Genomic DNA, 24,859 nt, shown 5'->3' with positions numbered 1-24,859 from the left:
TTATCCCCCCTCTTCTGTATAGTTAAGGACTTCGGCAATGTGCATGACTTTCACGGGACTATTCTCGCGATCCATACGCCCGCCTATGTTCATCAAACAACCGGCATCGGCGCCGATGAGAACATCGGCTTGCGTTTCATGAATACAGCTCACTTTTTCATCGACCATTTCTTTGGAAATCTCCGGCATTTTAACGGCAAACGTGCCGCCGAACCCACAGCAATCATAGTTACGCGGCAAATCGAGCATCTCTAAACCATCGACATGGCTAAGTAACGTTTGTGGTGCTTCCGAGACTTGGAGCAGGCGCGTCATATGGCAAGACGTGTGGTAAGTCGCTTTCGCGTGAAAAGATGCGCCGGTGTTCTCAACCTTAAGCACATCGACGAGAAATTGTGTCAATTCATAGCTTTTCGCGCTCAACGCCTCTGCTTCTGCTTGCCACTCAGGCTCCCCTTCCAATAAATGGCTGTATTCATGCAGCATAGCAGCACAGGATCCGGAGGGTGTCACAACATAGGCTGAATCTTTGAACACTTCAATCGATTGCTTTGCAACTTTGCGTGCCTCCTTGTGATAACCGCTGTTAAAAGCCGGTTGACCACAACACGTTTGTTGTGTCGGAAAATCCACAGTGCAACCAACCTTTTCCAAAAGCTCAACCGTTGCCTTCCCGGCATTCGGATAGAACATATCGCCTAAACAAGTAATAAAAAGTGACACATTCACAAAAAGCCCCCCTTTCAGTCATCAGATGACCTGTTCTCTAAGTATAAACGACAGCGGTTTCATAATTCAATAACCTTTTATTTTTCCTCCTGAAACAAAACGTGTTCCACGCTTTCCAAATGTTCTCGCATGCGTTGTTGTGCAAGTGTGGCATCGCCTGCTTTTATCGCTTCATAGATACGCACATGTTGCTCGTATAGGCGTTCCGCTCTAACTTTTTCGGAAAAAAGCCAAATTCTTCTTGTCTCAAGCATCGTCTGCTTCGTTTTTTGCGCAATGTTTTCCAGAAGATCGGTAAGCATGTTATTTTGCGTGGCTCGCGCGATCGCGAGATGAAATTGCCAATCGGCTTCTTCACCGAGCTTCTCATCCCTAAGTGGTACTGCCATCTGCTCTAGGGCCTCTTCGATTAATGTCTGTTGGCTCTCTTGACAACGACGCGCTGCGCCCTCTGCCGCTCCGACTTCTACAATTTTTCTCACTTCCAAGAGTTCGCGAATCTCTTCCGGGTTCATCGTTAATAAAGCGGATACCGGCAATTTTAGCGTGAGGCGATTCGCAGCTTTCACGAACGTGCCTTCCCCGTGCCTGATGTCCACCAGTCCTACGGCTTTGAGGGCGCTTAGTGCTTCGCGAACCGCAGAACGGCCGACGTCATACTGGCGTGCCAACCTTTCCACGGAAGCCAACCGATCCCCCGGTTGCAATTCACCGTTATCAATACGTTCTTTTATGTGATCAGCAACTTGTTCATATATTTTTTTCGAATAAACCTGTCCAAAATTCATGACCTTCTCCTTTTTTCAGCAAAAGAAAACGCCCCTCATTCGGAAACGTTTCCCTTCTTCGAACGCCTAAGATTCATTTCCTCTTCTTTTTTGCGACTCCGTTCTTCAACATCGCCTAAAACTTCTTCCAGGGGATCATCTTGCGCACTCCCTTCAGCGAGCGGTACACCCGAGCGATAAGCCGCACGGCAACAGACATGACCAACGACAGGTGCGGTCAGGAATACAAACACAATCCCCAAGAGCAAACGGACACTATAAAAACCTTCCACCAGGCCAAAGTGAAGGAAAACCCCGGCCAATGTACACAGGACACCAAGCGTTGCACTTTTTGTTGCTCCATGTGATCTCGTATAAACATCAGGAAGGCGAATAAGTCCAATCGCACTGATAAGAATCATAATAACACCGACGATCAGCAAGATAGAAACAAGTATTTCAATCATCACGTTTTCGCTCAATGATCACACCCCTTTCAATATACTTCGCGAAGGCGACCGCTCCAATAAACGCCAGTATTCCGAGCAATAATATAGCTTCCAGGAAGGCGTCTGTTTCCAGGTAAATGGAGACGACGCCGATCAACGCGATCATCATGATACTGATGAGGTCCAGCGCGATGACACGATCAGCCATTGAAGGCCCCTTAATCGCGCGATATAATCCCGCCAATATCGCGATCGCCAGCAAAAGAAGCATCAACAGAAGGATAGCATCAAACATTAGCGTGTCACCTCCATAATCGCTTTTTCAAATCGCACGTGTGAGGCGAGAACCATATCGCTGGATATGGGAATATCCATCGCGTGCATATAAAACGTTCGCCTGTCCGGAGAGACTTCTATCACGACCGAACCTGGCGTGAGCATAAAAAGTAGGGCAAGTGTCGTAATTTCCCAATTGCTTTCCAACTCTGTTTCCAACTTGAAAACCCCGGGCGTAATATTTAATTTTGGACGTAAAATTTGTCCGGTAACGACAATGGTTGAATGAATCAGCTCCCATAAGAAAATGAGAAATAAAACGAAAATCGCCCAAACCCTGTGCAAATAAAACTTTTCGTTAAAAAACCGACGCAGCAAAAATACAATTGCCAGCCCTAGCAAATACCCTAACGTAAACGTGGGTAGGCTCCAGTCATCTTGCAATGTCACCCATAAAAAAGCGATGAGCAAATTAATCAGTATTTGAAAAGGCATTGGTTCACCCCATTTCGATCAGTTTTGCAGCACAGCGTCGATGTAAACTTGAGGATTGTTCAACACTTCCGCTGCCTGTAACGCATACACATTCACCCATTCAACGCCGACACCGAGACCAATACTCAAGACGGCTAAAATTGCACACGGAAACAATAAACCTTTGGTCGACATTTTTTCATCTTCGACAGACAATTGGTTTTCTCCCCAAAAGCCATTCATAAATATTTTCATGACTGAATAAAGCACCATGAGGCTCGTGATCAGACCGACCGCCGCCATTACATAAAAGCCTTCGTCGATGGCCCCGTCCAAAATCAACAGCTTGCCGATAAACCCACTCAGTGGCGGAACACCGGCTAAGGCAAACGCGGCGAGGAAAAACATCCAACCTAACAGGGCGTGATTGCGAATCATGCCGCTCATTTCCCGCAATTGGTCGGTGCCGGTTAACCCAATCATCACACCACCTAGTAAAAACAACAATGCTTTGACGATCATGTCATGGATGAGATAGTAAATGGAACCGGCCAGTGCAGTTTCCGTAAAAACAGCAAGTCCGATCATGATAAACCCAACAGCGATAATCACATTATATGCTAAGATTCGCCGCAAATCCCAATACGCGACCGCGCCAATGCCGCCGAGAATCATCGTTGCCACCCCAAGCCAGCCAATCAGTTCATGGGTGATGACGGCTTCGTGATAAAAAATAAGCGTAAACGTCCGGAAGATGGCATAAATGCCGACTTTCGTCAACAGCGCGGCGAACATGGCAGAAATAGCCATTGGCGGCACAACATAGGCACCCGGGAGCCAAAAATACATGAGTAGCGCGGCCTTAATGGCAAACACGAGCATAAGAAAGATAGCCACCGTCGTAATCAATCCATCTTGTCCTGTTTCTGCAATTTTCACCGACAAATCGGCGAAATTCAAAGTGCCGGTAATGCTATAGAGATAGGCAATGGCCACAATAAAAAGCATAGATGAAACAATATTAATCAGTACATACTTCAAGGATTCTCGCAATTGATCCTTCTTTCCTCCAAGAGAAATGAGTATATAAGAGGAAAGCAACATAATCTCAAAAAAGACGAACAGGTTGAACAGATCCCCGGTTAAAAAGGACCCCATGATACCGACGATCATAAAGTGAACGAACATATAAAAATAATGCTTTTCCCTTTCTTCTCCAACCGTTCGAAATGCATAGAGCATACAGCAAAACGTTACAATCACGGTAGCCATCACGAGCAGCATCGCGAACATATCAGCGACGAGCACAATGCCAAAGGGCGGTTCCCATCCTCCAACGTTTAACGTTTGCGGCCCCTCTATAGAGACCTGATGGGTGAGCAAAGCCGTAACAGCCAATAACAATAATAAAGATAGGGTTGTCACATAGCGTTGGACCTTTATTTGTTTTCGAAAAAAGATCAGTAGTATACCCGTCAACAACGGGATTAGCAAAGGTAATATAACTAAATTATTCATCTTCAGTGCCCCTTAGTTCCTCCATATCATCAGTTCCCAACTCTTGATAAGAACGATACGCAATGACAAGAAAAACGCCCAGCGTTCCAAAATTGATGACGATGGCGGTTAGTATCAATGCTTGCGGCAAAGGATCGGTATAAGTTGTGCTTTCCAACCCCAACAGCGGCGGCGCACCGGTTTTGATTCCGCCCATCGTAAGCAGCAACAGCAAAGCACCATGACCTAAAATCGACGTGCCGAGCACAATGCGCAATAAACTTTTCGCCAACACCAAGTACGTCCCGGCTGTAAACAGGATACCGACAAGGACAGACATTAAAATCTCCATATCTATACATCCTCACTGATACTTAAGATAATCGTCATCGTGGCCCCGACAACAGCAAGCGAAACGCCTACCTCAAATAAAACCGAGGTCGCCAGTTCCATCTCGCCAAAAAAAGGGAATGTCACATATTCAAACGTATGGCTGAGAAAAGGGTAACCGAGCAGCATGGCCCCAACCCCCGTTATCGTCGAAAGACCAATGCCTATACCCGTTAATATTTTGTAATCGACACGGATACCTTGTTGGACGGTTTCCATGTCAAATGCTAAATACAAAAGGACGAGCGCGGAAGCGATGACAATCCCTCCGATAAACCCTCCACCCGGTTCATGATGACCGGCAAAGAACAAATAAGCGGCAAACGTAAGAATGATAAACGCCGAAACACTCGCCACGGTTTGTAGAATCACATCATTGGTTTTCATTCTTCTCCCCCCTTGCCAGTCTTACTTTTACAAGCGTATACACCCCTAATCCCGCGATACAGAGCACAAAGATTTCTAGCAAGGTGTCCAGGGCACGAAAATCGGCCAAAATTGCATTCACCATATTGGCCGCGCCGGCAAGTTCATAAGCGTCCAAATAGAAATCCGAAATCGGCGGAAAGATACGATGACCGTTCGCGGATAGCGCGACTAACGTAACAAGTATCCCGACCGCGCTCGCAATGATAAAATTCGGTATGTTGAAGCCATCGCCATCTTCTTTTTTGCGCAATCGCGGAAGATGATAAAAGCACACTAAAAACAACGCGACGGTGACGGTTTCTATCGCGAGCTGCGTCAATGCCAAATCCGGCGCGCGCAACACGACAAAGAATAAAGCGACGACGTAGCCTAAGACGCCGACACAGATCACTGCTGCCAATCGTGATCGCGTGATGACAACCATCGCCGTAGCACCTATGAGCACAAGGGAAAGAATAATTTCAAACAGATTGATGTTCGCCACATTGGCCGTCTCAAACGAGAAGGCATCCATCATAAAAAGATGAGTACCGACAATCAAAACAAAGATCACGAAAATATAGCGAAGATAGTCGCGGCTAAACCCGGTCATGTGCGCATCCGTGATTTTCCTCGAAATGCTTTCCATCCCTCTCAGTCCCGAATTATACGCGTTGGTAATCGTCAATGCTCTTGGCAGATTGTTGTATAACCCCATCCATTTTCGTAGCGTCAAATACAAAATGGTCCCGACGACAACAATCCCGATCGTCATAAACAACTCCGGCTCAAAGCCATGCCATGCTTCAATATGGAAGTCAAACTGACCGGCCAATGCCGGCAAGATCGACGCCACCATCGGTTCCAAAATATAGTCGCTGAGCACGTTCGGAAGAAAAAAGATCATGACAACGAGCAGCGCCAAAATCGCCGGGGGGACTAGCATCCCCCACGGTGCTTCGTGGGCTTCTTTTTCCAGACGTTCCGGTTGATACTTGCCGAAGAATGTTTTAAAAACCAAGATGATGCTGTAAATGAACGTAAACACACTGGCAACCCAAGCAATGACCGGAATCAAGAATCCATACGTCTCCATCCTGAAGATGTCAAGGCTGGACGCATTTAACGTACCCGTGAAGAAAAGCTCTTTACTGAGAAAACCGTTAAACGGCGGCAAGCCTGCCATCGATAAACTCCCAATCAACGCTAACGTAAACGAGATCGGCATAATCGACAGGAGTCCGCCAAGTTTACGAGTGTCACGCGTCCCCGTTTCATGGTCGACGATACCGACAACCATAAAGAGACTGCCTTTAAAAGTGGCGTGGTTGACCAAATGGAAAACAGCAGCAAGGACTGCCATGGCATGCAGATGTGCCAGCTCACCCTCTCCGTAATAAAGCGCTGCTGAGCCCATTCCCAAGAGGGACATAATAAACCCGAGCTGGCTGACCGTGGAAAACGCCAATAACGCCTTTAAGTCCCGCTGTTTCACCGCCAATAGGGAACCCCACAGGAGCGTGAGGAGTCCAACGCCCGTCACCAACCAAAACCATTCCATCGTGCCCCCGAAAAACGGGGTAAAACGGGCGACAACATAAATCCCCGCCTTTACCATCGTGGCTGAATGCAAATAGGCGCTGATCGGCGTTGGTGCTTCCATGGCATCCGGCAGCCAGATATGGAATGGGAATTGCGCCGACTTTGTAAAAGCCCCGATCAATAGCAGGATCATCGCAGGGATAAACAACTCGTGTTGCACGAGCTGGTCGCCCTGGGCAAACAATTCACGGATACTGAACGTATCTCCCATAATGCCAAGCATAATAATCGCCGCCAGCATGGCAAAGCCGCCAAAGATCGTAATAAGCATCGCCTTTTGGGCGCCGTAACGCGATTGTCGCCTTGCATACCAATAAGCAATCAATAAGAAAGAGGAAATACTCGTCAATTCCCAGAAAAGATAAAGGACAATGAGATTGTTCGAAAATACGACCCCAAGCATGGCTGTCATAAACAACATGAGATAAACGTAGAAATTATGGAGCGCTTCGCGCCATTTGGATAAATAATAAATGGAATAAAGAACGACGAGCGTTCCGATCCCCGAGATAATCAAACCGAAAACGAGTCCTAGACCATCAACATAAAAGCTGACGTCAATATTAAAACCAGGGATCCACGGCAGTGTATACATCGCCGTTTCCCCGCCCGCTATCATGGGCACAAACGTAAGCAAATAAACAAAAATCGACAGTGGAACAATCACTACGAACCAGCCGGTATGTATCTTGGGGATTTTTTTATATAAAATCGGAATAATAATAGCAAACAACAAAGGTAACAAAATAAAAAAATGTAACCAAGACAAGATATATCAACCCCTTATGTACTCATATTGGGACATGCTTTATTTTCCCCGAATGAAGGCACTAAATACCAAAACACACAAAAGTAATTTCCCCCTTGAAAAGGGGATAAAAAAGGCGTATTATCCTTTTAAGCAGGTCCTTTTCCAGCTCGTTTATGTAAGGAGGGAGTACCATTTTGAATTTTCAGCAAGTATTAGTCGGTACTTCTTATAGATCGAAAACTGCTACGCTATTGTTTACATGTATGTAGGAAATAGTCCAAACTGTTGTAGCAGGATACGTCATAGACAAATGCGGGCACGGGAAACTGGATTATTTAATAGAAAGAAACCCAAGGTTGATCCTCTTTACTTCCTTGCTATAGTGCGCACCTAAAAAACTTTCAAGAAAGAACGAAATTGATATTGACAGCATAAAAAAAACAGGAGTAAGCTGTTGATTGGCATTATAAAAAAGTACATCTGCTTCCTATTTTGTTGTAAGAGGTGAAGGCATATGGATCAAAACCAAACGCAAATAGACGAATGCATTCTAACCTGCGTTTATTACGGTCCAAATGGTGAAAAATTGATCAAAAGAGGCGCCAAAATCGCCAAAAAACTCAACTGCCCTTTCTATATATTAACGATTAATGAAGAGGACGTAGATGACCTTGACCACGATAAAAACCAATATCTGGAACATTGGAGGTCATTGGCCGAGGAATATAACGCGACGGAATTCATCATAAAAACAAGTAACAAACGCCCGATCTCCAAAGTGATCGCGCAAATGGCCAAGGAAAAACAAGCGACACAAGTCATTCTCGGGCAAACCGCCAGAAACCGTTGGCAGGAGCTAACGAAAGGGTCCCTTATAAATGCGTTGTTGAAAGAACTCCCCTTTGTTGACTTGCATATCATTGCCGTGACCCGGGGATTGAAAAAATATAATGAGGAGCATTTCGAAACAGGGGTGCGCGCCTATCTTGTCAGAACCGATGACGACAAGTACCGTCTGTCCTTTAATTACACCCATTCCTGTTCATACTCGGGTGTTTTTTATAAAGAAATCGGCACGGATTTTAACAATGGTGTCTTTACATTTATCAACGAAAATAAAATGTGCGATGTTCACGTGACAGATGATTATGTGCAAGAAGATATGCCACCGCCACAGAAATCCGGGGCATCAAAATCTTAATCGACAATAAAAGCGATAGCTTCAAAATCGTACGTTTGTTCATCGCGCTCGTTAGCCATTCCGCCTAAGCGTTAAGCAGCGGGGTGGCTTTTGTAATTGGCGTTTTTGGCACATGGAACGCTATGTGCATACACCACTTGTTTTCCTTTATTCCAAGGCTTTGATCTCCACAATTTTCACTCAAAAACCTCGATCCGTCTTTGTGGTTGGCGCCCTAGACAGGATTCGAACCTGTGACCTACAGCTTAGGAGGCTGTTGCTCTTCCTCTGAGCTACTAGGGCGGTTATTCGTGATTTCCTGCGTTAATTATCTTAACAAAAATCACGTCTGGCTGTCACGAATAACGCATTTCACTTGTCAAACCGGTGCGGATCATAGGGCGATAAATCAATGCCCATATCTTTTCCAAGAGTCAGATCGCTGATCAGTTTTCCCGTATATGGCCCCATCGTTAATCCCGAAGGACCAAGGCCGTTGACAACGCTCAACCCTCCCGGGGCTTCTATACGGCCAATGAAGGGGAGGTTATCCGGTCCGACAGGTCGAAAACCGACGCGCGTTTCATGCAATGTGCTTTGGGCCAGTCCCGGAGCAACAGAAAGGGCGCTTTCCAATACTTCTTGGATGCCTCCGGCGGTTTGTCGATAATCGAAACCTGTCCCATTCTCCCTGGAAGCGCCGGCAACAACGCGGGAATCGTCAAATGCGAGCATGTAATAACTCGTTCTCGGGAGAATCATCGGCCAATCGGACGTATCCGTTTTCGGCATTTGTAAATGCACAATCTGTCCGCGTTGGGGTTCAATCGGAAGCGTGACACCGATGGGGGCAAGCAATTCCGGAGCCCAGGCACCCGCGGCCACGATGACGTGATCGGCCGGGTGGAACGCTCCTTCAATATAGACACCATTTACTTGACCGCCTTCACTTGCCAGACGTGCTTCTCCTTGGCGTATGTCTGCCTGATGTTTGATCGCCGCACGCTCCAGGGCATCTTTTAGCCGCCCGCCATCGATTCGTGCCGCGCCCGAGAGATGAACGGCACCAAGACGATCACTTAACGGCGGAAAAAAACCCTTGGCTGCTTCGTTTGTCAAGCGCGTGATATCCCCCACTTCCGGTGAAGTTCTTTTCGCGTCACGCGTACTTTTCTCAAGATTATCCAGCTCCGTTTCATCCTCGCTGACAGCAAGCGCACCAACGCGCTTAAAGCCCCATTCATCTTCCCCGTCCTCTTCCAACCGCTTTACGAGCGTCTCATAATAGCGAGCACCGCCACATGCCAATTCGTACCAAGCTTGATTATCTTTTTGTTCGGAAATCCACGGGCAAACGATGCCCGCGCCAGCCACGGTGGCTTGTCCTTTGTGTTTTTGGTCGATCAGGGTTACTTCTACCCCCTCTTCACGGGCCAAATGATAGGCCGCGCTCATGCCTACAATTCCCCCGCCAACAACGATGACTTTCATCTTTTTCACCCTCCATTTGGCGCTTCTCCCTTAAGTTCTTTTTATTCTACCACAACATTCTTTCTATCAATAAGAAATACGAGTTGAATGGTCATTACAGAAGGATGTCGAGATTGAAATCGCTCAAATTAGGCGAAAATAATCATAAACCCCTCTGCCTAGCTCACTTCATGTGCACCTATGACATAAATTATTTTAGGAACGGTACGTGAGCTACTTTTCACATGTAATCATACTTTCGGATAGTGCAAAAAAACGATACCCTTGCTATGATGGAAAGGAAAAGTTTGCACGGATCGAACACAAAGGGTGAACAAACATGAGTGATGATAAATTATATGAAGCGTTAAAGCTGTCGTTGCCGAGTGACAAAATTCGCCGGAATGAGTCGCTCGACAAGTATACACACACGAAAACGGGGGGAAAGGCAGATTATCTCGTATTGCCGAATACGTACGAAGAAGCAAGCGCGGTGACTGCTCTTGCTTATGAAACAGGCGTCCCACTGACGATGCTCGGGAACGGCTCCAACTTGATTATACGAGACGGCGGGATCAGAGGGATTGTCCTTCACTTTAACCGCTTAAGCAACATCACCGTACAGGGGAACACCATTACTGCACAAAGCGGCGCTCCCATCATTGATGTTTCCAGAACAGCCCTTAACCGGACACTGACAGGGATGGAATTTGCTTGTGGCATTCCCGGTTCCGTAGGCGGTGCGCTCGTGATGAACGCGGGGGCGTATGGCGGCGAGGTCGCGCATGTGTTAGTAAATGCAACACTGCTAACAAAAGACGGAGAGATCATTACCCTTGATAATAATGAATTGGAACTTTCTTACCGCAGCAGCATCATTTCAAAAAAAGATTACATCGTTTTGGAAGCTGTCTTCGGGTTGGAGCCAGGACAATATTACGCCATTAAAGCAAAGATGGATGAATTAACCTATCTACGGGAATCCAAGCAGCCATTGGAGTTTCCCTCGTGCGGAAGCGTGTTCAAACGCCCGCCCAACCACTTCGCCGGGAAATTGATTCAAGATAGCGGTCTGCAAAAAGCGCGTATCGGTGGCGCTGAAGTTTCCGGCAAACACGCAGGTTTTATCGTTAACGTCGACAGAGCAACAGCCACAGATTATTTATCATTGATTAACCATATCCAACTTACCGTGAAGGAAAAATTCGACGTAGACTTGCACACGGAAGTCAAGATTATCGGAGAAGATTAAGAACAGAAAAAAACGACCAAGGAGCGCCCAAAAACATGATTGCAAGATAGCTTGATCGTTGCTTATAATAAGGTGGGTTTGTCAGAAAAAGCTTTTGTCTCGGTATTGAACGATAAAGGGCGTTCCTACCGACCCCTTCGCGAAAAAAGCGGAAGGACTATCCGCAGCATAACAGTAAGCCAAGCTTTTGATCACATAAGGGGGAATTAACGATTGAACATCGGATTTTTTCTGTTGCCAAAACAAGAAGTGAAATATTTAAGCCCGGAAGCAACGGTGCGACAAGCACTTGAAAAAATGCGGCATCATAGTTACACGGCCGCCCCGCTCGTTAATGAAGAAGGGAGATTTGCCGGCACGGTCACTGAAGGAGACCTCCTCTGGCAGCTCGTCGATCATAAAGAAGAGGGATTCGACAAGGCGATGAACCTCAGGCTTAAAGACATTACGTTACGCGTGCAAAACCTCCCTATTTTCATTCACGCCCAGATGGAAGATCTCATCGCGCTTTCAGCGGATCAAAACTTCATTCCAGTCACGGATGACGCGGAATATTTCATCGGAATTGTAAGGCGTCGCGACATTATTAAACATTGCTCCTCGTTAATATTTGGACATAAATAATAAGAGGCTCCCCTTCCAATATCCGGAAGGGGGGATTGTTTATTGGTTATAGGTCTTTACGATTTGATGGAGCTTCAGCGCGTTCCCCAGTTTCCCCTCTACTTTTAGCTGCCCCATCATAAATGCCTTCGTGGGATCCCAGTCTCCTTCGATCAGCTTGATAAAATTTTTTTCGCTCAATTTCAACGTACAATCGGCTCCCTCCGATTGAGGTTCATGATGGACGTTTACTTGTCCGTCGGAAAACATCAATTCATAATGACCTTCCGGTTTTAATTGGACATGATAACATCTTGTGAAATCTTCAATGTGCTCAGGGTTTGCATTTATTTTAGCGGCAAATTCATTGAGTTTTTCCTTTATATTCATGACGTTTCCCCTTTTGAAATAGCATTATGATCGTACGAAGCCCAATCACTCCAACTTCCGGGGTACAATTTCACATTTTCAATGCCCGCCTGTTTTAAAGCGATAATGTGCGCATTTGCGGACACACCAGGGCCGCAATAAACGATGAAGGCATCTTTCTGCTGCACAGAACGAAAGTGTTCGACGAGAATCTCGGTTGATTTCCACTTTCCGTCGCTTCCTCCATTCTCCTTCTAAAACCAATTTTCTGCTCCCGGAATGTGCCCGGCTTTTTTGTCTATCGGCTCTCGTTCCCCTCGGTAACGTTCCGGTGCCCGTGCATCAAGAATGACAACGTTTTCTTTTACTTTTAATTCTTTAACATCGTCTATATCAAACAGGAACTTCCTTACTGGTCGGGTACTCTTGGGCTGCCATTCGGTATAGTTTTCATCGAGAAACGAAACCGAAACAGCTGAGCTTCCCGTCCCTTGGGATTTATGAAACGAATCAATGATCTTTCTCCCGCCCCTGTTATCGATCACGCAACCGTTGCAATTGTTCTCCGGGTACGAGCCCTTCTTTGGCTGCTCGCCCCAAAAATGCTTCTACGGCTCCGTAGCCTTCTTCGCCAAGTTCTTTCGTAAATGTATTGACGTATAGATCAATATGGCTATTGGCGACGTCTTCATCCATTTCCTGTGCATGTGTTCGCACATAATCCCGTGATGCATCGGGGTATTCCCAAGCATAGTCTACGGATTGCTTGATCCATCCGGTGAGCGCTTCCCGATCCATCGAACGCCGAGCAATGATGGCGCCTAACGGAATCGCGTAACCTGTATCTTTTTCCCACCAATCGCCGAGGTCGACAAGTTTATGCAACCCATAGTTTTGGTACGTAAAACGCGCTTCGTGGATGACAAGACCTGCGTCTATGTCCCCGTTTTGTACAGCCGGCATAATCTCATGGAATGGCATCACGACGATCTCTCCAATATCACCCTCCACTTGCTGGGCCGTCCATAACCGAAACAACAGGTAAGCGGTAGATCGTTCGCTCGGAACCGCCACCCGTTTGCCTTGTAAATCGTTCGGTTTATTATCGCCGTTTGGGGTTAAAACAAGTGGGCCACAGCCGCGTCCAAGTGCACCACCGCAAGAGAGGAGCGCGTAATCTTCCAACACCCACGGAAGAGCCGCGAACGAGATTTTCATTACGTCGTGATTGTCGGGGTCCCCGTTAATCGCCAAATGGTTCGTAACATCAATATCCGCATAGGTAACATCAAAAGACGGCGCCCCTTCAATTAACCCGTGGGTAAGCGCGTGAAAAGCAAATGTATCGTTCGGGCACGGGGAATAAGCAATTCTCATGTGAATATCTCCTTTATTGCCACGCCTGCCTTTTCAAGGGTGGCAAGCGCTTCTTTGATGTTCCAGTTTTCTTTGTCTCTCGGTCCTATGAGGTTGGAAATCGCGCGGATTTCCAGGACGGGAAGATTCTTTTCTGACGCTGCTGACGCGACGCCAAACCCTTCCATTGCCTCTGCTTGGGCATCGGTATATCTTTGTTCCAGCACCCTCGCGGTTTCCTCTGTCCCTGTCACGGTCGCGAGCGTCAAAATACCACCTGTTTGTACCACCTGGCCATTTTCGCTTAATCTGGCCGACATTTGTTGAGCAGAAGAAGCATCGGCGACAATCACACTCGATCCAAATCCGAGCTCATCGACGGGGAGAAAGCTTTCCGATGATTCTGCCCCTAAGTCAGCAGCAACAATCCGCTCGCTAATAACCAAGTCACCAATCGCTGCTCTATTTTTAAAACCGCCTGCGATTCCCGCGCTCATGACCATATCGTAATCGTCGCTCGTTAAAGCAAAAGCAGTTCGAGCCGCTGCCTGAGCCGGGCCGACGCCGGCGTTCGCGACGTTGATGTTTGCCTCATCGCCGACCCCGCGTTTCACTGCCTCTTTCTCTGCTTCTACCGCGGTCATAATAAGTATTTTCGCCATTGAATCACTCCCTTTTATCTCTGAGTGTAAGGGGCTTTTTTATGAATAACTCCTCCTATATTTATAACATTTTCAGAAGAAAAAGTAGAGAAAACCAATCTTTCCATAATCGGTTCACGTTTTCATGAGAGGTTCAACGTTTGGGCACAATTTTTTTTAGACTAGTGCATATTGGTTTAATTTACCGCTCACACCCTCGGTTTTATCATCGATGTGCGACCAACATAAAAAGCTCAGCATGGATGTCACAACCATCGAGTGGCGACTAATTTCAGCCGTATCTCAATGATTTGGCGCCACAACCGACGGGTGACGACTAATATCAAGCATATCTCAATGATTTGGCGCCACAGCTACAGGTGATCATTTATTTCAGCCGTTCAGCACTAGTACAAGGCTCCGGTTCCGGATTTACACCTCCCTTGGAAGTAGTTCTACTATGCTTATTTTGTACATACTTATTAGTGCGATGACACAAGCAAAGCGGTGTAATTAATCTTAATATTTTCTCTTATTGATATTATCTTATTATTGAGTGCTTGATTGTTCTCATGTATTCTGTAGGCAGAAAGGAGGGATATGATACAAAAAATGATGTCAATAAACGCGCTGTGTTTTATTTGAATTTTCCCACTCATTTTATTAATTTTATTGTCGGCCATGTATATCTAAGCAACAGAAAGGAGCGCTAAATATGCGATTATCGTTGGTCACCCAAATTTTGATCGCATTCATCCTTGCCATCCTATTTGGTGCAATATTCGGCGAAGCTATTTTCATCGTAGAGCCACTGGGCGATCTGTTTTTACGGCTGATTCAATTCGTCATCGTTCCGCTTGTGCTGGCCTCTCTTATCGTTGGGGTTACAAGTTTGGGGTCGGGAAAACAAATGCTCCGTCTTGGCGGGAAAACGGTTGGATACTTTCTTGTTACCTCTTTCCTGGCGGTAAGCATCGGCCTGTCTATGGGTTTTTTGTTCAACCCCGGCGAAGTCGCTGATATAGATGAACCGACCGAAGAGGAAGTGGAAGAGGAAACGGAAGATGCCCAAGAAGCTGACGAGGATGTCATTGACGTAATTTTAAACATTGTTCCTGAAAATCCTATCCAGGGAATGGCTGAGGCGGAAATATTGCAAGTCATCTTTTTCGCATTGGCTATAGGGATTGGTATTCTTCTCGTGGGTGAACGCGCGGACCCTGTGAAAAACTTTTTTGACGCCTTTGCCGAGATCATGTTTAAAATCACCGGAGGCATCATGAAAATCGCTCCACTTGGTGTTTTCGGCATTTTAGCCCCGGTGGTCGGTGAACATGGCTTAGCAGTTTTAATGCCACTGTTGGTCGTCATTGTTGCCCTTGCCGTTGGCTGTCTGATTCACATCCTGCTTGTTTACGGAAGTGCTGTCCGATATCTTGGTAAAATTTCTCCCTTGAAGTTTTTCAAGGGGATGTCTCCCGCGTTCCTATTTGCTTTCTCAAGCGCGAGTAGCGCGGCCACCATCCCACTGTCAATGAAAAACGTACAAGAGAACGTCGGAGTGTCCAACAAAACAAGCAGTTTTGTGATCCCTCTCGGCGCGACCATTAATATGGATGGAACCGCTCTTTATAACGGCGTCGCGGTTCTGTTTATCGCCCAGTTTTACGGGGTTCAACTCTCCTTTTTGGAGATCGGAACCGTAATGATCGTAGCCACGCTTGCAGCTATCGGTACTGCCGGCGTCCCCGGAGCGGGGCTGATAATGCTGACCATCACGCTTACGGCTGTCGGTTTACCGCTCGAGGGCATTGCTCTGGTTGCAGCGATTGATCGTATCCTAGATATGATCCGCACCGGCACCAATATTCTTGGTGACAGCGCAGCTTCGGTTTATGTCGATCGTTCCGAACACAAGCATAAGGCCTTCCAAACGAACAGCGATACAACTGCCTAAAATAATAATGGGCACGTTGGCCTCATACGTCAACGTGTCTTTCTATACGATAACATTTTATAAATACAAAAGGTTTGCAGGTTTTTGACATGAAAGTGTCGTATATTTTACATAGTAATGATAAAATCATGGGGATTGCCGACAGCCACGCAATAATCGTTACTTATATTAAGAAAGGAGTAGAACTGAATGGAATTCGGAATCTTAACATTGCTTCCTCCACTGCTCGCGATCGTTCTCGCGATTATCACGCGTAATGTGATTCCTTCGTTATTTGCCGGTGTTTGGATCGGAGCAACGATGCTGGCAGACTGGAATCCTTTGATGGGCTTCTATGTGATGTTTCAGGACTTTATTATTCCGGTGATCGGGGATGAATGGAATGCTACTGTTTTAGTCTATGTGGCGTTATTTGGGGTATTAATCGCATTTTTCCAACGAACCGGGGGTGCGGAGGCACTGGCTTCTTTTATTTCCGAAAAAGTGAAAAGCCGCCGGGGAGCGCAAGGATCGACCGGTGGCGTAGGTATCCTTTTATTTATTGATGATTATTTTAACGCATTAACAGCGGGAAGTGTTATGCGGTCTGTAACGGATCGAATGAAGGTGCCCCGTGAAAAACTTGCCTATATCGTAGATTCTACTTCCGCGCCCACTGCTCTGCTCGTCCCCGTTTCCACCTGGGTCGTGTTTGTGATGGGACTTATCGGTGCTCAATTTGCAGAACTGGGCATTTCCCAATCGGAATATATGGCATACCTGGCCACGATCCCGTTTAACTTTTACTCTATTTTTGCTGTTCTTTTTGTCTTCGTTATCATTTATTTAAAGCTCGATTATGGCCCGATGGCAAAAGCGGAATATCGTACAATGACCACGGGAAAAGTACAGCGTGATGGTGCCCAACCGCCGTCCGCCGACGAAATCACCCAAGCGGAACCAATGACTTCCAAGCCAAAATTAATGAATTTACTCATTCCTTTAATTGTTCTGATCGCCATGATTCCGCCTCTGTTTTTATGGACAGGGGGTTATCCGGAAAATGACTTTGTGACCGCCATCGGTGAAGCCGACGGTGCAATTTCCATTCTTCTCGCCGCTTTTACGGCAGGGATTCTTGGATTGATCATGGGCTTGTCGCAAAAACTATTCTCGTTTAAAGAAGCGATTTCGATTTACATGAGCGGCATTAAAGGGATGGTCCTCGTGTTTATCATCCTCATTCTCGCCTGGTCGATCGGAGAAATCGCTACAGAAGTCGGAACTGCGGAATACGTGAGCAATCTTGCTGAGCGGTTGTTTACGCCCGCGATTATACCAGCGCTGATTTTTATCATCTCCGGGATTGTTGCCTTTACGACCGGTACGGCGTATGGCACCTTCGCCATCATGATTCCAATCGCGATGCCGATTGCTGCTTCTCTGGACATCTCAATGCCGTTGGCCATTGCTGCCGTGCTGAGCGGCGGGATCTTCGGTGATCATTGTTCTCCGATTTCCGATACCACCGTGCTATCCTCGGCAGGGGCTTCCTGTGACCTGGTCGATCACGTCAATACCCAGCTTCCTTATGCGCTCACTGCGGGGGCAAGCGGCATCATTGCCTTTGTCATTGCCGGGTTTACAGAGTCCATCCTGCTATCCCTCGGCGTGGGGCTGATCGCCCTGATTCTATTAGCATTTGTGCTGAACCGCATGTTCGGACAAAAAATCCCGGAAGAACCTAAAACAAATGCCTAGAGTCGATCAATCGAGAGAAGCCTGAGTTCAAAAGAACTCAGGCTTTCACGTGTGCTTTTCTGAGTAGATGAGTTTTCGTTCCGGATCTCACGGTTGACTAGCCACCCTTAGTCATTCTCCGTTAACGTTTGATCAAGCTCGTGATCTTTCACATAAGCTTTCGGTTTCATAATGCTGCCGGCATCAAAGGCATCCAACGGCTGATTTTCCAGGACACGATTGGGTGTATCCGGATTGGCCAATGCCTGACGAGCGATCGCGACGAAATCGCTTTGCCCATCGGAAATGAGCTGGGCCGCAACCTCTGGGTCACTAAGGTTTCCGCAAGCAATAATCGGTTTCCCGGAATATTTTTTCGCCGCTTCCGACATCGTCATCGTTCCCTCTCCGAAACCGGGGGTGGTCGCATCATCATCGGAAAGATGGATAAAATCCACGGACGTTTTCCCCAATGTTGAGAAAATGACTTCCGCGTCCTTCTCCCCACCCGGCCATTTATACGTTCCGTTCGTCGCTTTCAATTGAGAAATGCGAATCCCGAGCATCATTTGTTCCCCGACTGCATCACGTACATCATCGATTAATTCAACGAGCAAACGTAGGCGATTTTCGATGGAACCTCCGTATTCATCTTCCCTTTTATTAATGTTCTCCGACAAAAACTGGTCGAGCAAATAGCCATTGGCGCCGTGGAGTTCAATCCCATCAAACCCGGCACTTACAGCATAGCGGGCCGACTGGACAAAGCCGTCTTTGACATCTTCGATGTCATCTCTTGTCAATTCTTTCGCGACCGGGAAATCCCCTTGCCCGCCGTAGACTTCCACCATTGGTTTCGGTGGCTGAAAGGGAGAAGGTGCAACACTCGTATCCTTATAATAATTCCCCTGTGATTGCCCGCCGGCGTGCATCAATTGCACGATCATTTTTGCTCCGTGCGCTTGTACATCACGCACGATCGGCGCCCATGCTTCGGCATGTTTCTCTGTCGCCAGTCCCGCCTGATTTTCATATCCTTGACTATACATCATATCCGGATACGTCCCCTCTGTCATTACCGCGGCAAAGCCGCCTCTTGCGAAGCGCTCATAATAACGATGGACCCGTTCATTCGGTGTGCCATCAGCTTCGGAACTTACCCTCGTCATCGGGCCGACGATATAGCGGTTTTTAAATATGTGATTGCTGATATGTTCTTGATCGAACAATGTACCTTCATACCGCACATTCATCACCTTGCTTTCTGTTAATCCTTTTTCATATTCCTTTTTATTCTTCACCTTAAACGTGACGAAATTCCTTTGCTTTGAAAAAAACAACGAGCGCGATAACCATTCCCATGATCCCTAAACCAAGCAAGACCATCTGCACCGGTATCCCCGCTGATACAAAGCCGGCAATAATGCCATAAGAAACCGGGTCAAATCCATTCATAGCAAGGAAAATAATACTCATGACCCTGCCCATGATGCGGTTTTCCGTTCTCTCCTGCGCAACCGTAAAAAAAGGAATATAGACGAATACCATCGCGAATCCAATAAAAAATAAAAACACGGTTAACCACGACAATGACGAAACTTGACTAAAGGCAACAAAAAGAAGCAAAGATGCAATTAACCCATAGATGGTCACCGTGCCCCGCTGTTTTTTTATCGTATACACACTTAAGATAAAACTGCCCAGCAGCATGCCGATCCCTAAACTGGCCTCCATGAAGCTTAAATTCAACGGCGAGCCACCATGAACATCAACAAGCAACGGCATCGCGACATGAAGCGCTCCGAATACAAAAAAATTAAGCGCCATTAAAACGATAAGACCGGTAAGCAAGAAGCTCGATTGCCGAACATAAGCGAGTCCCTCTTTTAAATTATTCCAAGGGCGTTGCGTAACGCCTTCTTCCACCGGCGCTTCCTTAAGAAATGGCGGAAAGATGAAAACAGCCGACAGAAAAACAAGGATGGTCGCGAGCAAAAAACTGGAAGCGACACCGAGGGATTCCATGATAAGGCCGGCCAATATCGGCCCTATAATAAAAGCGATTTGGTCGGCACCTTGAAAAATCGCGTTTGCCCTTTGCAGTTGCTGTTTCGGCACGACTTTCGGAATTAATGAAACGCTCGCCGGTCCGAAGAAAGCGTCCAGCATGCCGAAGACACCGGCAAGCACGAGTAACACCGTCAACGTTAACAGATCGTTGGAAAGAAATACATAGATGCTGAACAACATGACGGACTGTATAAGGTTTGTTGTGAACATAATGGTCGTTTTTTTATACTTATCCGCGACAACACCGCCGAACATCATCATGACGAGCCGGGGGATTGTAGCTGCTATTAATACAAGTCCGACGGCCGCTGCTGATTCCAGCTCACTGATTGCATACCAGGACACCGTGGTTAAAAACATACTAAAGCCGATAACCGCAAAGATCCCCGCGATGAAAAGCAAGATAAATATGCGATTTCGCGATAAAGGTTGTTGCTGCATGTTTCTCCCTACCTTCTATGTAAAGCCGGATCATCGGTCTTTAACATACAACAAGGACAAGGAACGTTTCAAACAGAAGGAAGCGAAGACGAGGACAAAGATCAAGGAAATCGGGGCGTTCTGGCTTCAAACGAGGCGAATGAAGACAAAAATAAGCAGGGGCCAGAAGTTTGACTCGGAAAAAACGGTGAGAAGTGGTCATACGTGCTATAATCGGAACGATCGCCGAAAACAGATCGTTTGAACCCTTCTTACGGTCTACATTCAGCTCGATCCACAAAAACAGATCGTTGGACGCCCATTAATGTAGAACACATCAATCAATGATAGAATATGAAAAGATTGCAGTCTCGAGGTGAACCATGTATCGCAAAATTTTTGTGTTCCTGATTCTATCTTTATTGGCGGGTACCGTTTTTTTATATGGCGAAGAAATCGCGGTTTGGATCGATGAGCACGGCACTGAATCGATCATTGTCACGGCGGCCCTCGCCACACTTATGTCATTATTCCCGGTCATTCCTTATCCGATTATCGGCGGAATTCTCGGTGCTATATACGGGTCATTCCTTGGAAGTTTTATCACTTGGTTTGGGTCTTCCATGGCATCCATTATTCTGTTTGCGTTCGTACGCTTTGGCTACCAGGATTGGGGACTAAAAATTACCGGCAAGTACGAATCCCTTTCCAAAGTGACGATGCTTTTTGAACGCAATGCCTTTATGACGATTTTTTTAACACGGCTGATCCCTATCGTTCCTTCCATCATCGTCAATATCTACTCGGCCCTCAGTCGTGTTGGTTTTTGGGCATACACGGTCGCTTCCTCGGTCGGAAAAATCCCTTCGATGATTTTGTTCGCCACCGTCGGGAGTACGATCGTGCATAACCCTGCCGATTTATTTTATGTTGCGCTTATTTACGGGAGCTTTATGATTATCGTTTACGGTTGCTTCCGCTTGTGGAACCGTTATGTCGTGAAAGAGAAGTGTCAGACGGTGGAATGATCACGATGCGGCGAGCAATTTTTCGTGCAGTAAAATACGTCGCGGCCCCGAGAAACACCCCGACTGTATTCAAGACAAGATCGTCAATGTCACTTACGCGCAATGTGAAGGTAAATTGGTATAGCTCGATGAAAAGCGAGATCAACATCCCGACAAGCGTCACTTTGACCATGCTGCGCAAGCGCCGGAATAACATCGGCAAAAATATACCGAGTGGCAAGAAAAGAAACACGTTGCCGATTAATATTTTTAAAGGATCCCAAAAGTCTGGGCTAAACAGGCCAATCCGATAAATGCTACGAAAGGGAATCAAATTATAATTTCGTCCCCCGGGACCGTCAGGACCGAGCGACGCCCCATAGTTCCAAGCGAACACGGTAATGTATAAAAGCAAGGCCATATAAATGGCAAGCATTGACCAGGAAAAAATTCGGAGAGAACACTGATTCATCTGCGAACACCTTCCATCACATCATCAGGCTCGTCTAGTATATGCATCAGCGCTGCTCGCTCATGCCAAAAGAAAAAGGCGACTGCACAATCGCAGCCGCCTCCTTGCTCCTGAGAAGTCACTTGCCTTTGGGCCCATGAATCACTCCCCGATCTCCCCCTGATTATCACGAGCCTTCCTCTTCTCCTGTCGGCATTTTTTCAATTTCAATCCGTTTTAACGTCGCGTCCTCGACGGTTAAAATCGTAAAACGGAGGTTTTGGTATTCGAAAGCATCGCCCTCCAGCGGGATATACTCAAGCTCATTCAAAATAAATGCAGCGAGAACATCTTCTTTTTCCGGAATAGCCGTATCAAACACCGTATTTAATCGCCGCAACGTAAGTTTTCCGTTACAGATGATCGTGGTATCCGTTAGACGTTCAATTAATCGATCATTTCCCAAATCCGTCTCATCTTCAATTTCCTGTCCGATCATTGTTTCAATGATGTCCTCATGGCTGAGAAGGCCGACCGTCCCTCCGTATTCATCCAGGACGATCGCCAAGTGTTTTTGCTCCTTCGACATCTGTCGGAAGACATGCTCAATCGGTTGAAACTCATGGACAAACATCGGGGACATATCCGAGAGTTTTGTCAGTTCCTGATCAAGATCAACGGACCAATAGATCAATCCTTTGGAATGAAAGACACCGATGATGGCATCCATGTCATCGCGATAAACCGGGTAGCGCGTAAATCGATTGGCAAGAATAATATCCCGGGCTTCCTCGTACGACGCATCCTGACGTATACCGACAATTTCCACGCGCGGCGTTTTCATAGCATCGCGAACATTCAAGTTATAAAAGTCCAGCACACCTTTGATGCGGTGGCTCTCGCCTTGGGCAAAGGCCCCTTCAGTTTGGGCAATATCCACCATTGTTCGCAATTCTTCCTTTGAAATCGAAGAACCCTTTTCTTCCTCTCTCGATAACCCCTTGATTACGGCTCCGGTTAATTTTGACAGCAGGTAAATAAACGGCTTCAAGAGCCCTAACACAAAACGAATCACGGGAAACACGGTGTAAGTAATTCGATCCGGATATGTAGCGGCAATCGATTTTGGAATGACTTCCGCAAAAACGATTAAGGTAACCGTTAACATCGCCGTAGCGACCCCTACGTTAAACCCGAAGTCAATCGCGACCATCGTGACAAGCGTCGGCAAAACGATGTTGACCACATTGTTGCTGATCAGTATCCCGGTGATAAAATTATCCGGCTTGGACAACATTTGCAGAAGTTTTTGCGATTTCCGGTCATTATTTTCCGCTTCTGTTTGCACCTTTGTTCGATTTGCGGCTGTCATCGCTGTCTCACTTCCGGAAAAAAAAGCAGAAGTACACAAAAGAAGCGCTATTACGATCCCTATAAACACGATTTCAACTCCTATAAAAAAGGGCTCATTCGATGGTTGTACTCCAACTATACAAAATTATAGAAAAAACAACAAATGGGCGTTTACATTGCTAAAACATTTGGTAGGGTGTAGCAGAAAATCTCACACAAACTATTCACATTTGTGTAAAACTATTTTAAAATTAGTAAAGATTAACCGAAAAGGGGGCTTCACATGCTCGAATGGTTTGAGTACATAACAGGTGAAATCAGTGACTTTGTCTGGGGCTTACCATTAATTATTCTGCTCGTGGGTACAGGACTATATTTAACGATTCGCTTAGCCTTTTATTCCTTTCGTATGTTGCCTTATGCGTTTAAAATCACGTTTTCTAAACAGGATAAAGATTCCAAAGGGGATATTTCTCATTTTCAGGCTCTTATGACTTCTACGGCCGCAACCGTCGGGACCGGGAACGTCGTAGGTGTAGCCACGGCCGTTGTTGCCGGTGGACCCGGCGCTGTCTTTTGGATGTGGATGACCGCACTTGTCGGGATGGCCACGAAATACTCTGAGGCGATACTCGGGATTAAATATCGGCAGGAGAATGTCCGCGGCGAAATGTCCGGCGGCCCGATGTATTACATTGAGAAAGGGCTTGGCCAAAAATGGCTGGCTATCCTTTTTGCTGTTTTCGCCGTTTTCGCTGCCATTTTTGGCATTGGAAACATGATTCAAGCCAACGCTGCCGCCGACGTAGCCAACGATGTCTTCAACGTTCCATTCTGGGTCACCGGCGTTGCCTTCATGATTCTCATCGGCTTGGTTATTATCGGTGGTATTCGAAGCATCGGGCGAGTCGTGGGTTTAATCGTTCCGATTATGATCGTTGTGTACCTCGTTGCCGGAATTTTTCTCATTATTTACAACATGGGTGCCGTCCCTGACGCATTTGCATTAATTTTTACCGATGCCTTTACCGGCCAAGCTGTCGCCGGCGGCGCTATCGGTACAGTGATCCAAATGGGGGTCGCACGCGGGTTGTTTTCCAACGAAGCAGGTCTTGGTACCGGCGGGATTGCCGCTGCCGCTGCCCGTACCGACGTCCCTGCCCGCCAGGCATTGATTTCCATGACGCAAGTGTTCATAGATACGATTATCGTTTGTACGGTGACAGGACTCGCCCTCGTGATGGCGGACATGTATACGATTGATATTGAAGGCGCGGCCCTCACTGCACAATCCTTTGAAGCGTTACTCCCGGCTTTCGGCAGTGTGATTGTTGCAGTAACGTTGCTATTCTTTATCTACTCGACTATTCTCGGCTGGGCATATTTCGGCGAGAAGTGTTTCACCTATCTTGCCGGGACCAATTTTACAATGGTGTACCGTATCGTCTTCGTTTTGGCCATTTTCCCGGGGGCGACGTTATCGCTCGATACCGTTTGGAATCTCGGAGATATCTTTAACGCATTGATGGCGATTCCGAACCTCATCGGACTCTTGTTCCTATCTGGCGTTGTCGTGAAAGAAACGAAACGATTCAATGAACTACGCGCCTATGAAAAAGGAAAGACAAGTATTTAAGGAATAGCGCCTCGCTCCTTTTTCAGGACGAG

General features: G+C 46.7%; 26 protein-coding genes and 1 tRNA gene. 7 read left to right on the top strand and 20 right to left on the bottom strand.

The window, feature by feature from the left end; genetic code table 11:
* The 9 genes from DT065_RS15570 to DT065_RS15530 form a co-directional block, all read right to left on the bottom strand.
* Positions 1–729, bottom strand: a complete 729-nt coding sequence (locus tag DT065_RS15570) for a (Fe-S)-binding protein (RefSeq protein WP_114374947.1) — start codon at positions 727–729, stop codon at positions 1–3.
* Positions 730–806: 77 nt separating this feature from the next.
* Entirely contained in the window at positions 807–1,517 is a 711-nt protein-coding gene (locus DT065_RS15565) for a FadR/GntR family transcriptional regulator (RefSeq protein ID WP_114374945.1), read from the bottom strand.
* Positions 1,518–1,552: 35 nt separating this feature from the next.
* Positions 1,553–1,978, bottom strand: a complete 426-nt coding sequence (locus DT065_RS15560; protein ID WP_114374943.1) for a Na+/H+ antiporter subunit G — start codon at positions 1,976–1,978, stop codon at positions 1,553–1,555.
* Positions 1,956–2,240 (bottom strand): Na(+)/H(+) antiporter subunit F1, encoded by a 285-nt coding sequence (locus DT065_RS15555; RefSeq protein ID WP_114374941.1) that lies wholly within the window; start codon positions 2,238–2,240, stop codon positions 1,956–1,958. Before DT065_RS15555 ends, DT065_RS15560 begins: the two co-directional genes overlap by 23 nt.
* Positions 2,240–2,716, bottom strand: coding sequence for a Na+/H+ antiporter subunit E (locus DT065_RS15550; RefSeq protein ID WP_114374939.1), 477 nt, complete (start codon positions 2,714–2,716; stop codon positions 2,240–2,242). Before DT065_RS15550 ends, DT065_RS15555 begins: the two co-directional genes overlap by 1 nt.
* Before the next feature lie 18 nt (positions 2,717–2,734).
* The gene (locus DT065_RS15545; protein ID WP_114374937.1) at positions 2,735–4,213 is read right to left on the bottom strand and encodes a Na+/H+ antiporter subunit D; all 1,479 of its coding nucleotides are present in this window, start codon (positions 4,211–4,213) and stop codon (positions 2,735–2,737) included.
* Positions 4,206–4,544, bottom strand: a complete 339-nt coding sequence (locus DT065_RS15540) for a Na(+)/H(+) antiporter subunit C (protein ID WP_114374935.1) — start codon at positions 4,542–4,544, stop codon at positions 4,206–4,208. The genes DT065_RS15545 and DT065_RS15540 overlap by 8 nt, the downstream gene beginning before the upstream one ends.
* 2 nt (positions 4,545–4,546) lie before the next feature.
* Positions 4,547–4,969 carry a Na(+)/H(+) antiporter subunit B gene (locus tag DT065_RS15535; protein WP_114374933.1) on the bottom strand — a complete coding sequence of 141 codons (423 nt, stop codon included), beginning with the start codon at positions 4,967–4,969 and terminating at the stop codon, positions 4,547–4,549.
* Positions 4,956–7,361 (bottom strand): Na+/H+ antiporter subunit A, encoded by a 2,406-nt coding sequence (locus DT065_RS15530; protein ID WP_114374932.1) that lies wholly within the window; start codon positions 7,359–7,361, stop codon positions 4,956–4,958. The genes DT065_RS15535 and DT065_RS15530 overlap by 14 nt, the downstream gene beginning before the upstream one ends.
* 496 nt (positions 7,362–7,857) lie before the next feature.
* Here DT065_RS15530 and DT065_RS15525 point away from each other — a divergent pair, with 496 nt between their 5' ends.
* Complete coding sequence (locus DT065_RS15525; RefSeq protein ID WP_114374930.1) at positions 7,858–8,544, top strand: universal stress protein; 687 nt, start codon at positions 7,858–7,860, stop codon at positions 8,542–8,544.
* Positions 8,545–8,751: 207 nt separating this feature from the next.
* Here DT065_RS15525 and DT065_RS15520 read toward each other — a convergent pair.
* Together DT065_RS15520 and DT065_RS15515 are read right to left on the bottom strand one after the other, a co-directional pair.
* Positions 8,752–8,826 (bottom strand) — tRNA-Arg (locus DT065_RS15520).
* Positions 8,827–8,895: 69 nt separating this feature from the next.
* Complete coding sequence (locus DT065_RS15515; RefSeq protein ID WP_114374928.1) at positions 8,896–10,014, bottom strand: NAD(P)/FAD-dependent oxidoreductase; 1,119 nt, start codon at positions 10,012–10,014, stop codon at positions 8,896–8,898.
* 319 nt (positions 10,015–10,333) lie between these two features.
* Here DT065_RS15515 and murB point away from each other — a divergent pair, with 319 nt between their 5' ends.
* Positions 10,334–11,245, top strand: a complete 912-nt coding sequence (gene murB / locus DT065_RS15510) for a UDP-N-acetylmuramate dehydrogenase (RefSeq protein WP_114374926.1) — start codon at positions 10,334–10,336, stop codon at positions 11,243–11,245.
* 213 nt (positions 11,246–11,458) lie between these two features.
* On the top strand, positions 11,459–11,869 hold the full coding sequence (locus DT065_RS15505) for a CBS domain-containing protein (RefSeq protein ID WP_114374924.1): 411 nt from the start codon (positions 11,459–11,461) through the stop codon (positions 11,867–11,869).
* 39 nt (positions 11,870–11,908) lie between these two features.
* Here the strand turns inward: DT065_RS15505 and DT065_RS15500 are convergent, their stop codons facing one another.
* From DT065_RS15500 to DT065_RS15480, 5 genes are read right to left on the bottom strand one after another with little or no spacing between them, the layout of a single operon-like run.
* Positions 11,909–12,238, bottom strand: a complete 330-nt coding sequence (locus tag DT065_RS15500; RefSeq protein ID WP_114374922.1) for an SCP2 sterol-binding domain-containing protein — start codon at positions 12,236–12,238, stop codon at positions 11,909–11,911.
* Positions 12,235–12,429: a rhodanese-like domain-containing protein gene (locus DT065_RS19945; RefSeq protein ID WP_114374921.1), complete on the bottom strand. Its 195-nt coding sequence runs from the start codon at positions 12,427–12,429 to the stop codon at positions 12,235–12,237. Before DT065_RS19945 ends, DT065_RS15500 begins: the two co-directional genes overlap by 4 nt.
* A gap of 42 nt (positions 12,430–12,471) precedes the next feature.
* Complete coding sequence (locus tag DT065_RS15490; protein ID WP_114374919.1) at positions 12,472–12,762, bottom strand: rhodanese-like domain-containing protein; 291 nt, start codon at positions 12,760–12,762, stop codon at positions 12,472–12,474.
* Positions 12,752–13,594: a 1,4-dihydroxy-6-naphtoate synthase gene (locus DT065_RS15485; protein WP_114374917.1), complete on the bottom strand. Its 843-nt coding sequence runs from the start codon at positions 13,592–13,594 to the stop codon at positions 12,752–12,754. The genes DT065_RS15490 and DT065_RS15485 overlap by 11 nt, the downstream gene beginning before the upstream one ends.
* A complete protein-coding gene (locus tag DT065_RS15480; protein WP_114374915.1) occupies positions 13,591–14,235 on the bottom strand; it encodes a futalosine hydrolase in 645 nt (214 codons plus the stop codon). Before DT065_RS15480 ends, DT065_RS15485 begins: the two co-directional genes overlap by 4 nt.
* 694 nt (positions 14,236–14,929) lie before the next feature.
* Here DT065_RS15480 and DT065_RS15475 point away from each other — a divergent pair.
* Together DT065_RS15475 and DT065_RS15470 are read left to right on the top strand one after the other, a co-directional pair.
* Positions 14,930–16,171, top strand: coding sequence for a dicarboxylate/amino acid:cation symporter (locus DT065_RS15475; protein WP_114374913.1), 1,242 nt, complete (start codon positions 14,930–14,932; stop codon positions 16,169–16,171).
* Positions 16,172–16,360: 189 nt separating this feature from the next.
* Entirely contained in the window at positions 16,361–17,911 is a 1,551-nt protein-coding gene (locus DT065_RS15470) for a Na+/H+ antiporter NhaC family protein (protein ID WP_114374911.1), read from the top strand.
* Positions 17,912–18,018: 107 nt separating this feature from the next.
* On the opposite strand, the gene DT065_RS15465 is transcribed toward DT065_RS15470, so the two are convergent.
* Together DT065_RS15465 and DT065_RS15460 are read right to left on the bottom strand one after the other, a co-directional pair.
* Positions 18,019–19,143 carry an oxidoreductase gene (locus DT065_RS15465; protein WP_114376371.1) on the bottom strand — a complete coding sequence of 375 codons (1,125 nt, stop codon included), beginning with the start codon at positions 19,141–19,143 and terminating at the stop codon, positions 18,019–18,021.
* Positions 19,144–19,192: 49 nt separating this feature from the next.
* Positions 19,193–20,401 carry an MFS transporter gene (locus DT065_RS15460; protein WP_114374909.1) on the bottom strand — a complete coding sequence of 403 codons (1,209 nt, stop codon included), beginning with the start codon at positions 20,399–20,401 and terminating at the stop codon, positions 19,193–19,195.
* Between the two features lie 362 nt (positions 20,402–20,763).
* Between DT065_RS15460 and DT065_RS15450 the strand changes: the two genes are divergently transcribed.
* Entirely contained in the window at positions 20,764–21,408 is a 645-nt protein-coding gene (locus tag DT065_RS15450; protein WP_114374905.1) for a TVP38/TMEM64 family protein, read from the top strand.
* On the opposite strand, the gene DT065_RS15445 is transcribed toward DT065_RS15450, so the two are convergent.
* Together DT065_RS15445 and DT065_RS15440 are read right to left on the bottom strand one after the other, a co-directional pair.
* Positions 21,338–21,859 (bottom strand): VanZ family protein, encoded by a 522-nt coding sequence (locus DT065_RS15445; protein WP_114374903.1) that lies wholly within the window; start codon positions 21,857–21,859, stop codon positions 21,338–21,340. The genes DT065_RS15450 and DT065_RS15445 overlap by 71 nt on opposite strands.
* A gap of 166 nt (positions 21,860–22,025) precedes the next feature.
* Complete coding sequence (locus tag DT065_RS15440) at positions 22,026–23,273, bottom strand: hemolysin family protein (RefSeq protein WP_114376369.1); 1,248 nt, start codon at positions 23,271–23,273, stop codon at positions 22,026–22,028.
* Between the two features lie 201 nt (positions 23,274–23,474).
* On the opposite strand from DT065_RS15440, the gene DT065_RS15435 reads away from it, so the two are divergent.
* Positions 23,475–24,827, top strand: a complete 1,353-nt coding sequence (locus tag DT065_RS15435) for an alanine/glycine:cation symporter family protein (protein ID WP_114374902.1) — start codon at positions 23,475–23,477, stop codon at positions 24,825–24,827.
* Positions 24,828–24,859: the final 32 nt, after the last annotated feature.

This window comes from Salicibibacter kimchii (assembly GCF_003336365.1).
GTDB classification, from domain to species: domain Bacteria; phylum Bacillota; class Bacilli; order Bacillales; family Marinococcaceae; genus Salicibibacter; species Salicibibacter kimchii.
Note: the sequence above shows the minus strand (reverse complement) of the source record. Positions and strands in the feature narration are given on the sequence as shown.

Coding starts and splice junctions, on each gene's coding strand:
- DT065_RS15565 (WP_114374945.1), bottom strand. CDS start 1,517: ATGAATTTTGGACAGGTTTATTCGAAAAAAATATATGAACAAGTTGCT.
- DT065_RS15555 (WP_114374941.1), bottom strand. CDS start 2,240: ATGTTTGATGCTATCCTTCTGTTGATGCTTCTTTTGCTGGCGATCGCG.
- DT065_RS15550 (WP_114374939.1), bottom strand. CDS start 2,716: ATGCCTTTTCAAATACTGATTAATTTGCTCATCGCTTTTTTATGGGTG.
- DT065_RS15545 (WP_114374937.1), bottom strand. CDS start 4,213: ATGAATAATTTAGTTATATTACCTTTGCTAATCCCGTTGTTGACGGGT.
- DT065_RS15540 (WP_114374935.1), bottom strand. CDS start 4,544: ATGGAGATTTTAATGTCTGTCCTTGTCGGTATCCTGTTTACAGCCGGG.
- DT065_RS15535 (WP_114374933.1), bottom strand. CDS start 4,969: ATGAAAACCAATGATGTGATTCTACAAACCGTGGCGAGTGTTTCGGCG.
- DT065_RS15525 (WP_114374930.1), top strand. CDS start 7,858: ATGGATCAAAACCAAACGCAAATAGACGAATGCATTCTAACCTGCGTT.
- DT065_RS15515 (WP_114374928.1), bottom strand. CDS start 10,014: ATGAAAGTCATCGTTGTTGGCGGGGGAATTGTAGGCATGAGCGCGGCC.
- murB (WP_114374926.1), top strand. CDS start 10,334: ATGAGTGATGATAAATTATATGAAGCGTTAAAGCTGTCGTTGCCGAGT.
- DT065_RS15500 (WP_114374922.1), bottom strand. CDS start 12,238: ATGAATATAAAGGAAAAACTCAATGAATTTGCCGCTAAAATAAATGCA.
- DT065_RS15485 (WP_114374917.1), bottom strand. CDS start 13,594: ATGAGAATTGCTTATTCCCCGTGCCCGAACGATACATTTGCTTTTCAC.
- DT065_RS15480 (WP_114374915.1), bottom strand. CDS start 14,235: ATGGCGAAAATACTTATTATGACCGCGGTAGAAGCAGAGAAAGAGGCA.
- DT065_RS15475 (WP_114374913.1), top strand. CDS start 14,930: ATGCGATTATCGTTGGTCACCCAAATTTTGATCGCATTCATCCTTGCC.
- DT065_RS15470 (WP_114374911.1), top strand. CDS start 16,361: ATGGAATTCGGAATCTTAACATTGCTTCCTCCACTGCTCGCGATCGTT.
- DT065_RS15465 (WP_114376371.1), bottom strand. CDS start 19,143: ATGAATGTGCGGTATGAAGGTACATTGTTCGATCAAGAACATATCAGC.
- DT065_RS15460 (WP_114374909.1), bottom strand. CDS start 20,401: ATGCAGCAACAACCTTTATCGCGAAATCGCATATTTATCTTGCTTTTC.
- DT065_RS15450 (WP_114374905.1), top strand. CDS start 20,764: ATGTATCGCAAAATTTTTGTGTTCCTGATTCTATCTTTATTGGCGGGT.
- DT065_RS15445 (WP_114374903.1), bottom strand. CDS start 21,859: ATGAATCAGTGTTCTCTCCGAATTTTTTCCTGGTCAATGCTTGCCATT.
- DT065_RS15435 (WP_114374902.1), top strand. CDS start 23,475: ATGCTCGAATGGTTTGAGTACATAACAGGTGAAATCAGTGACTTTGTC.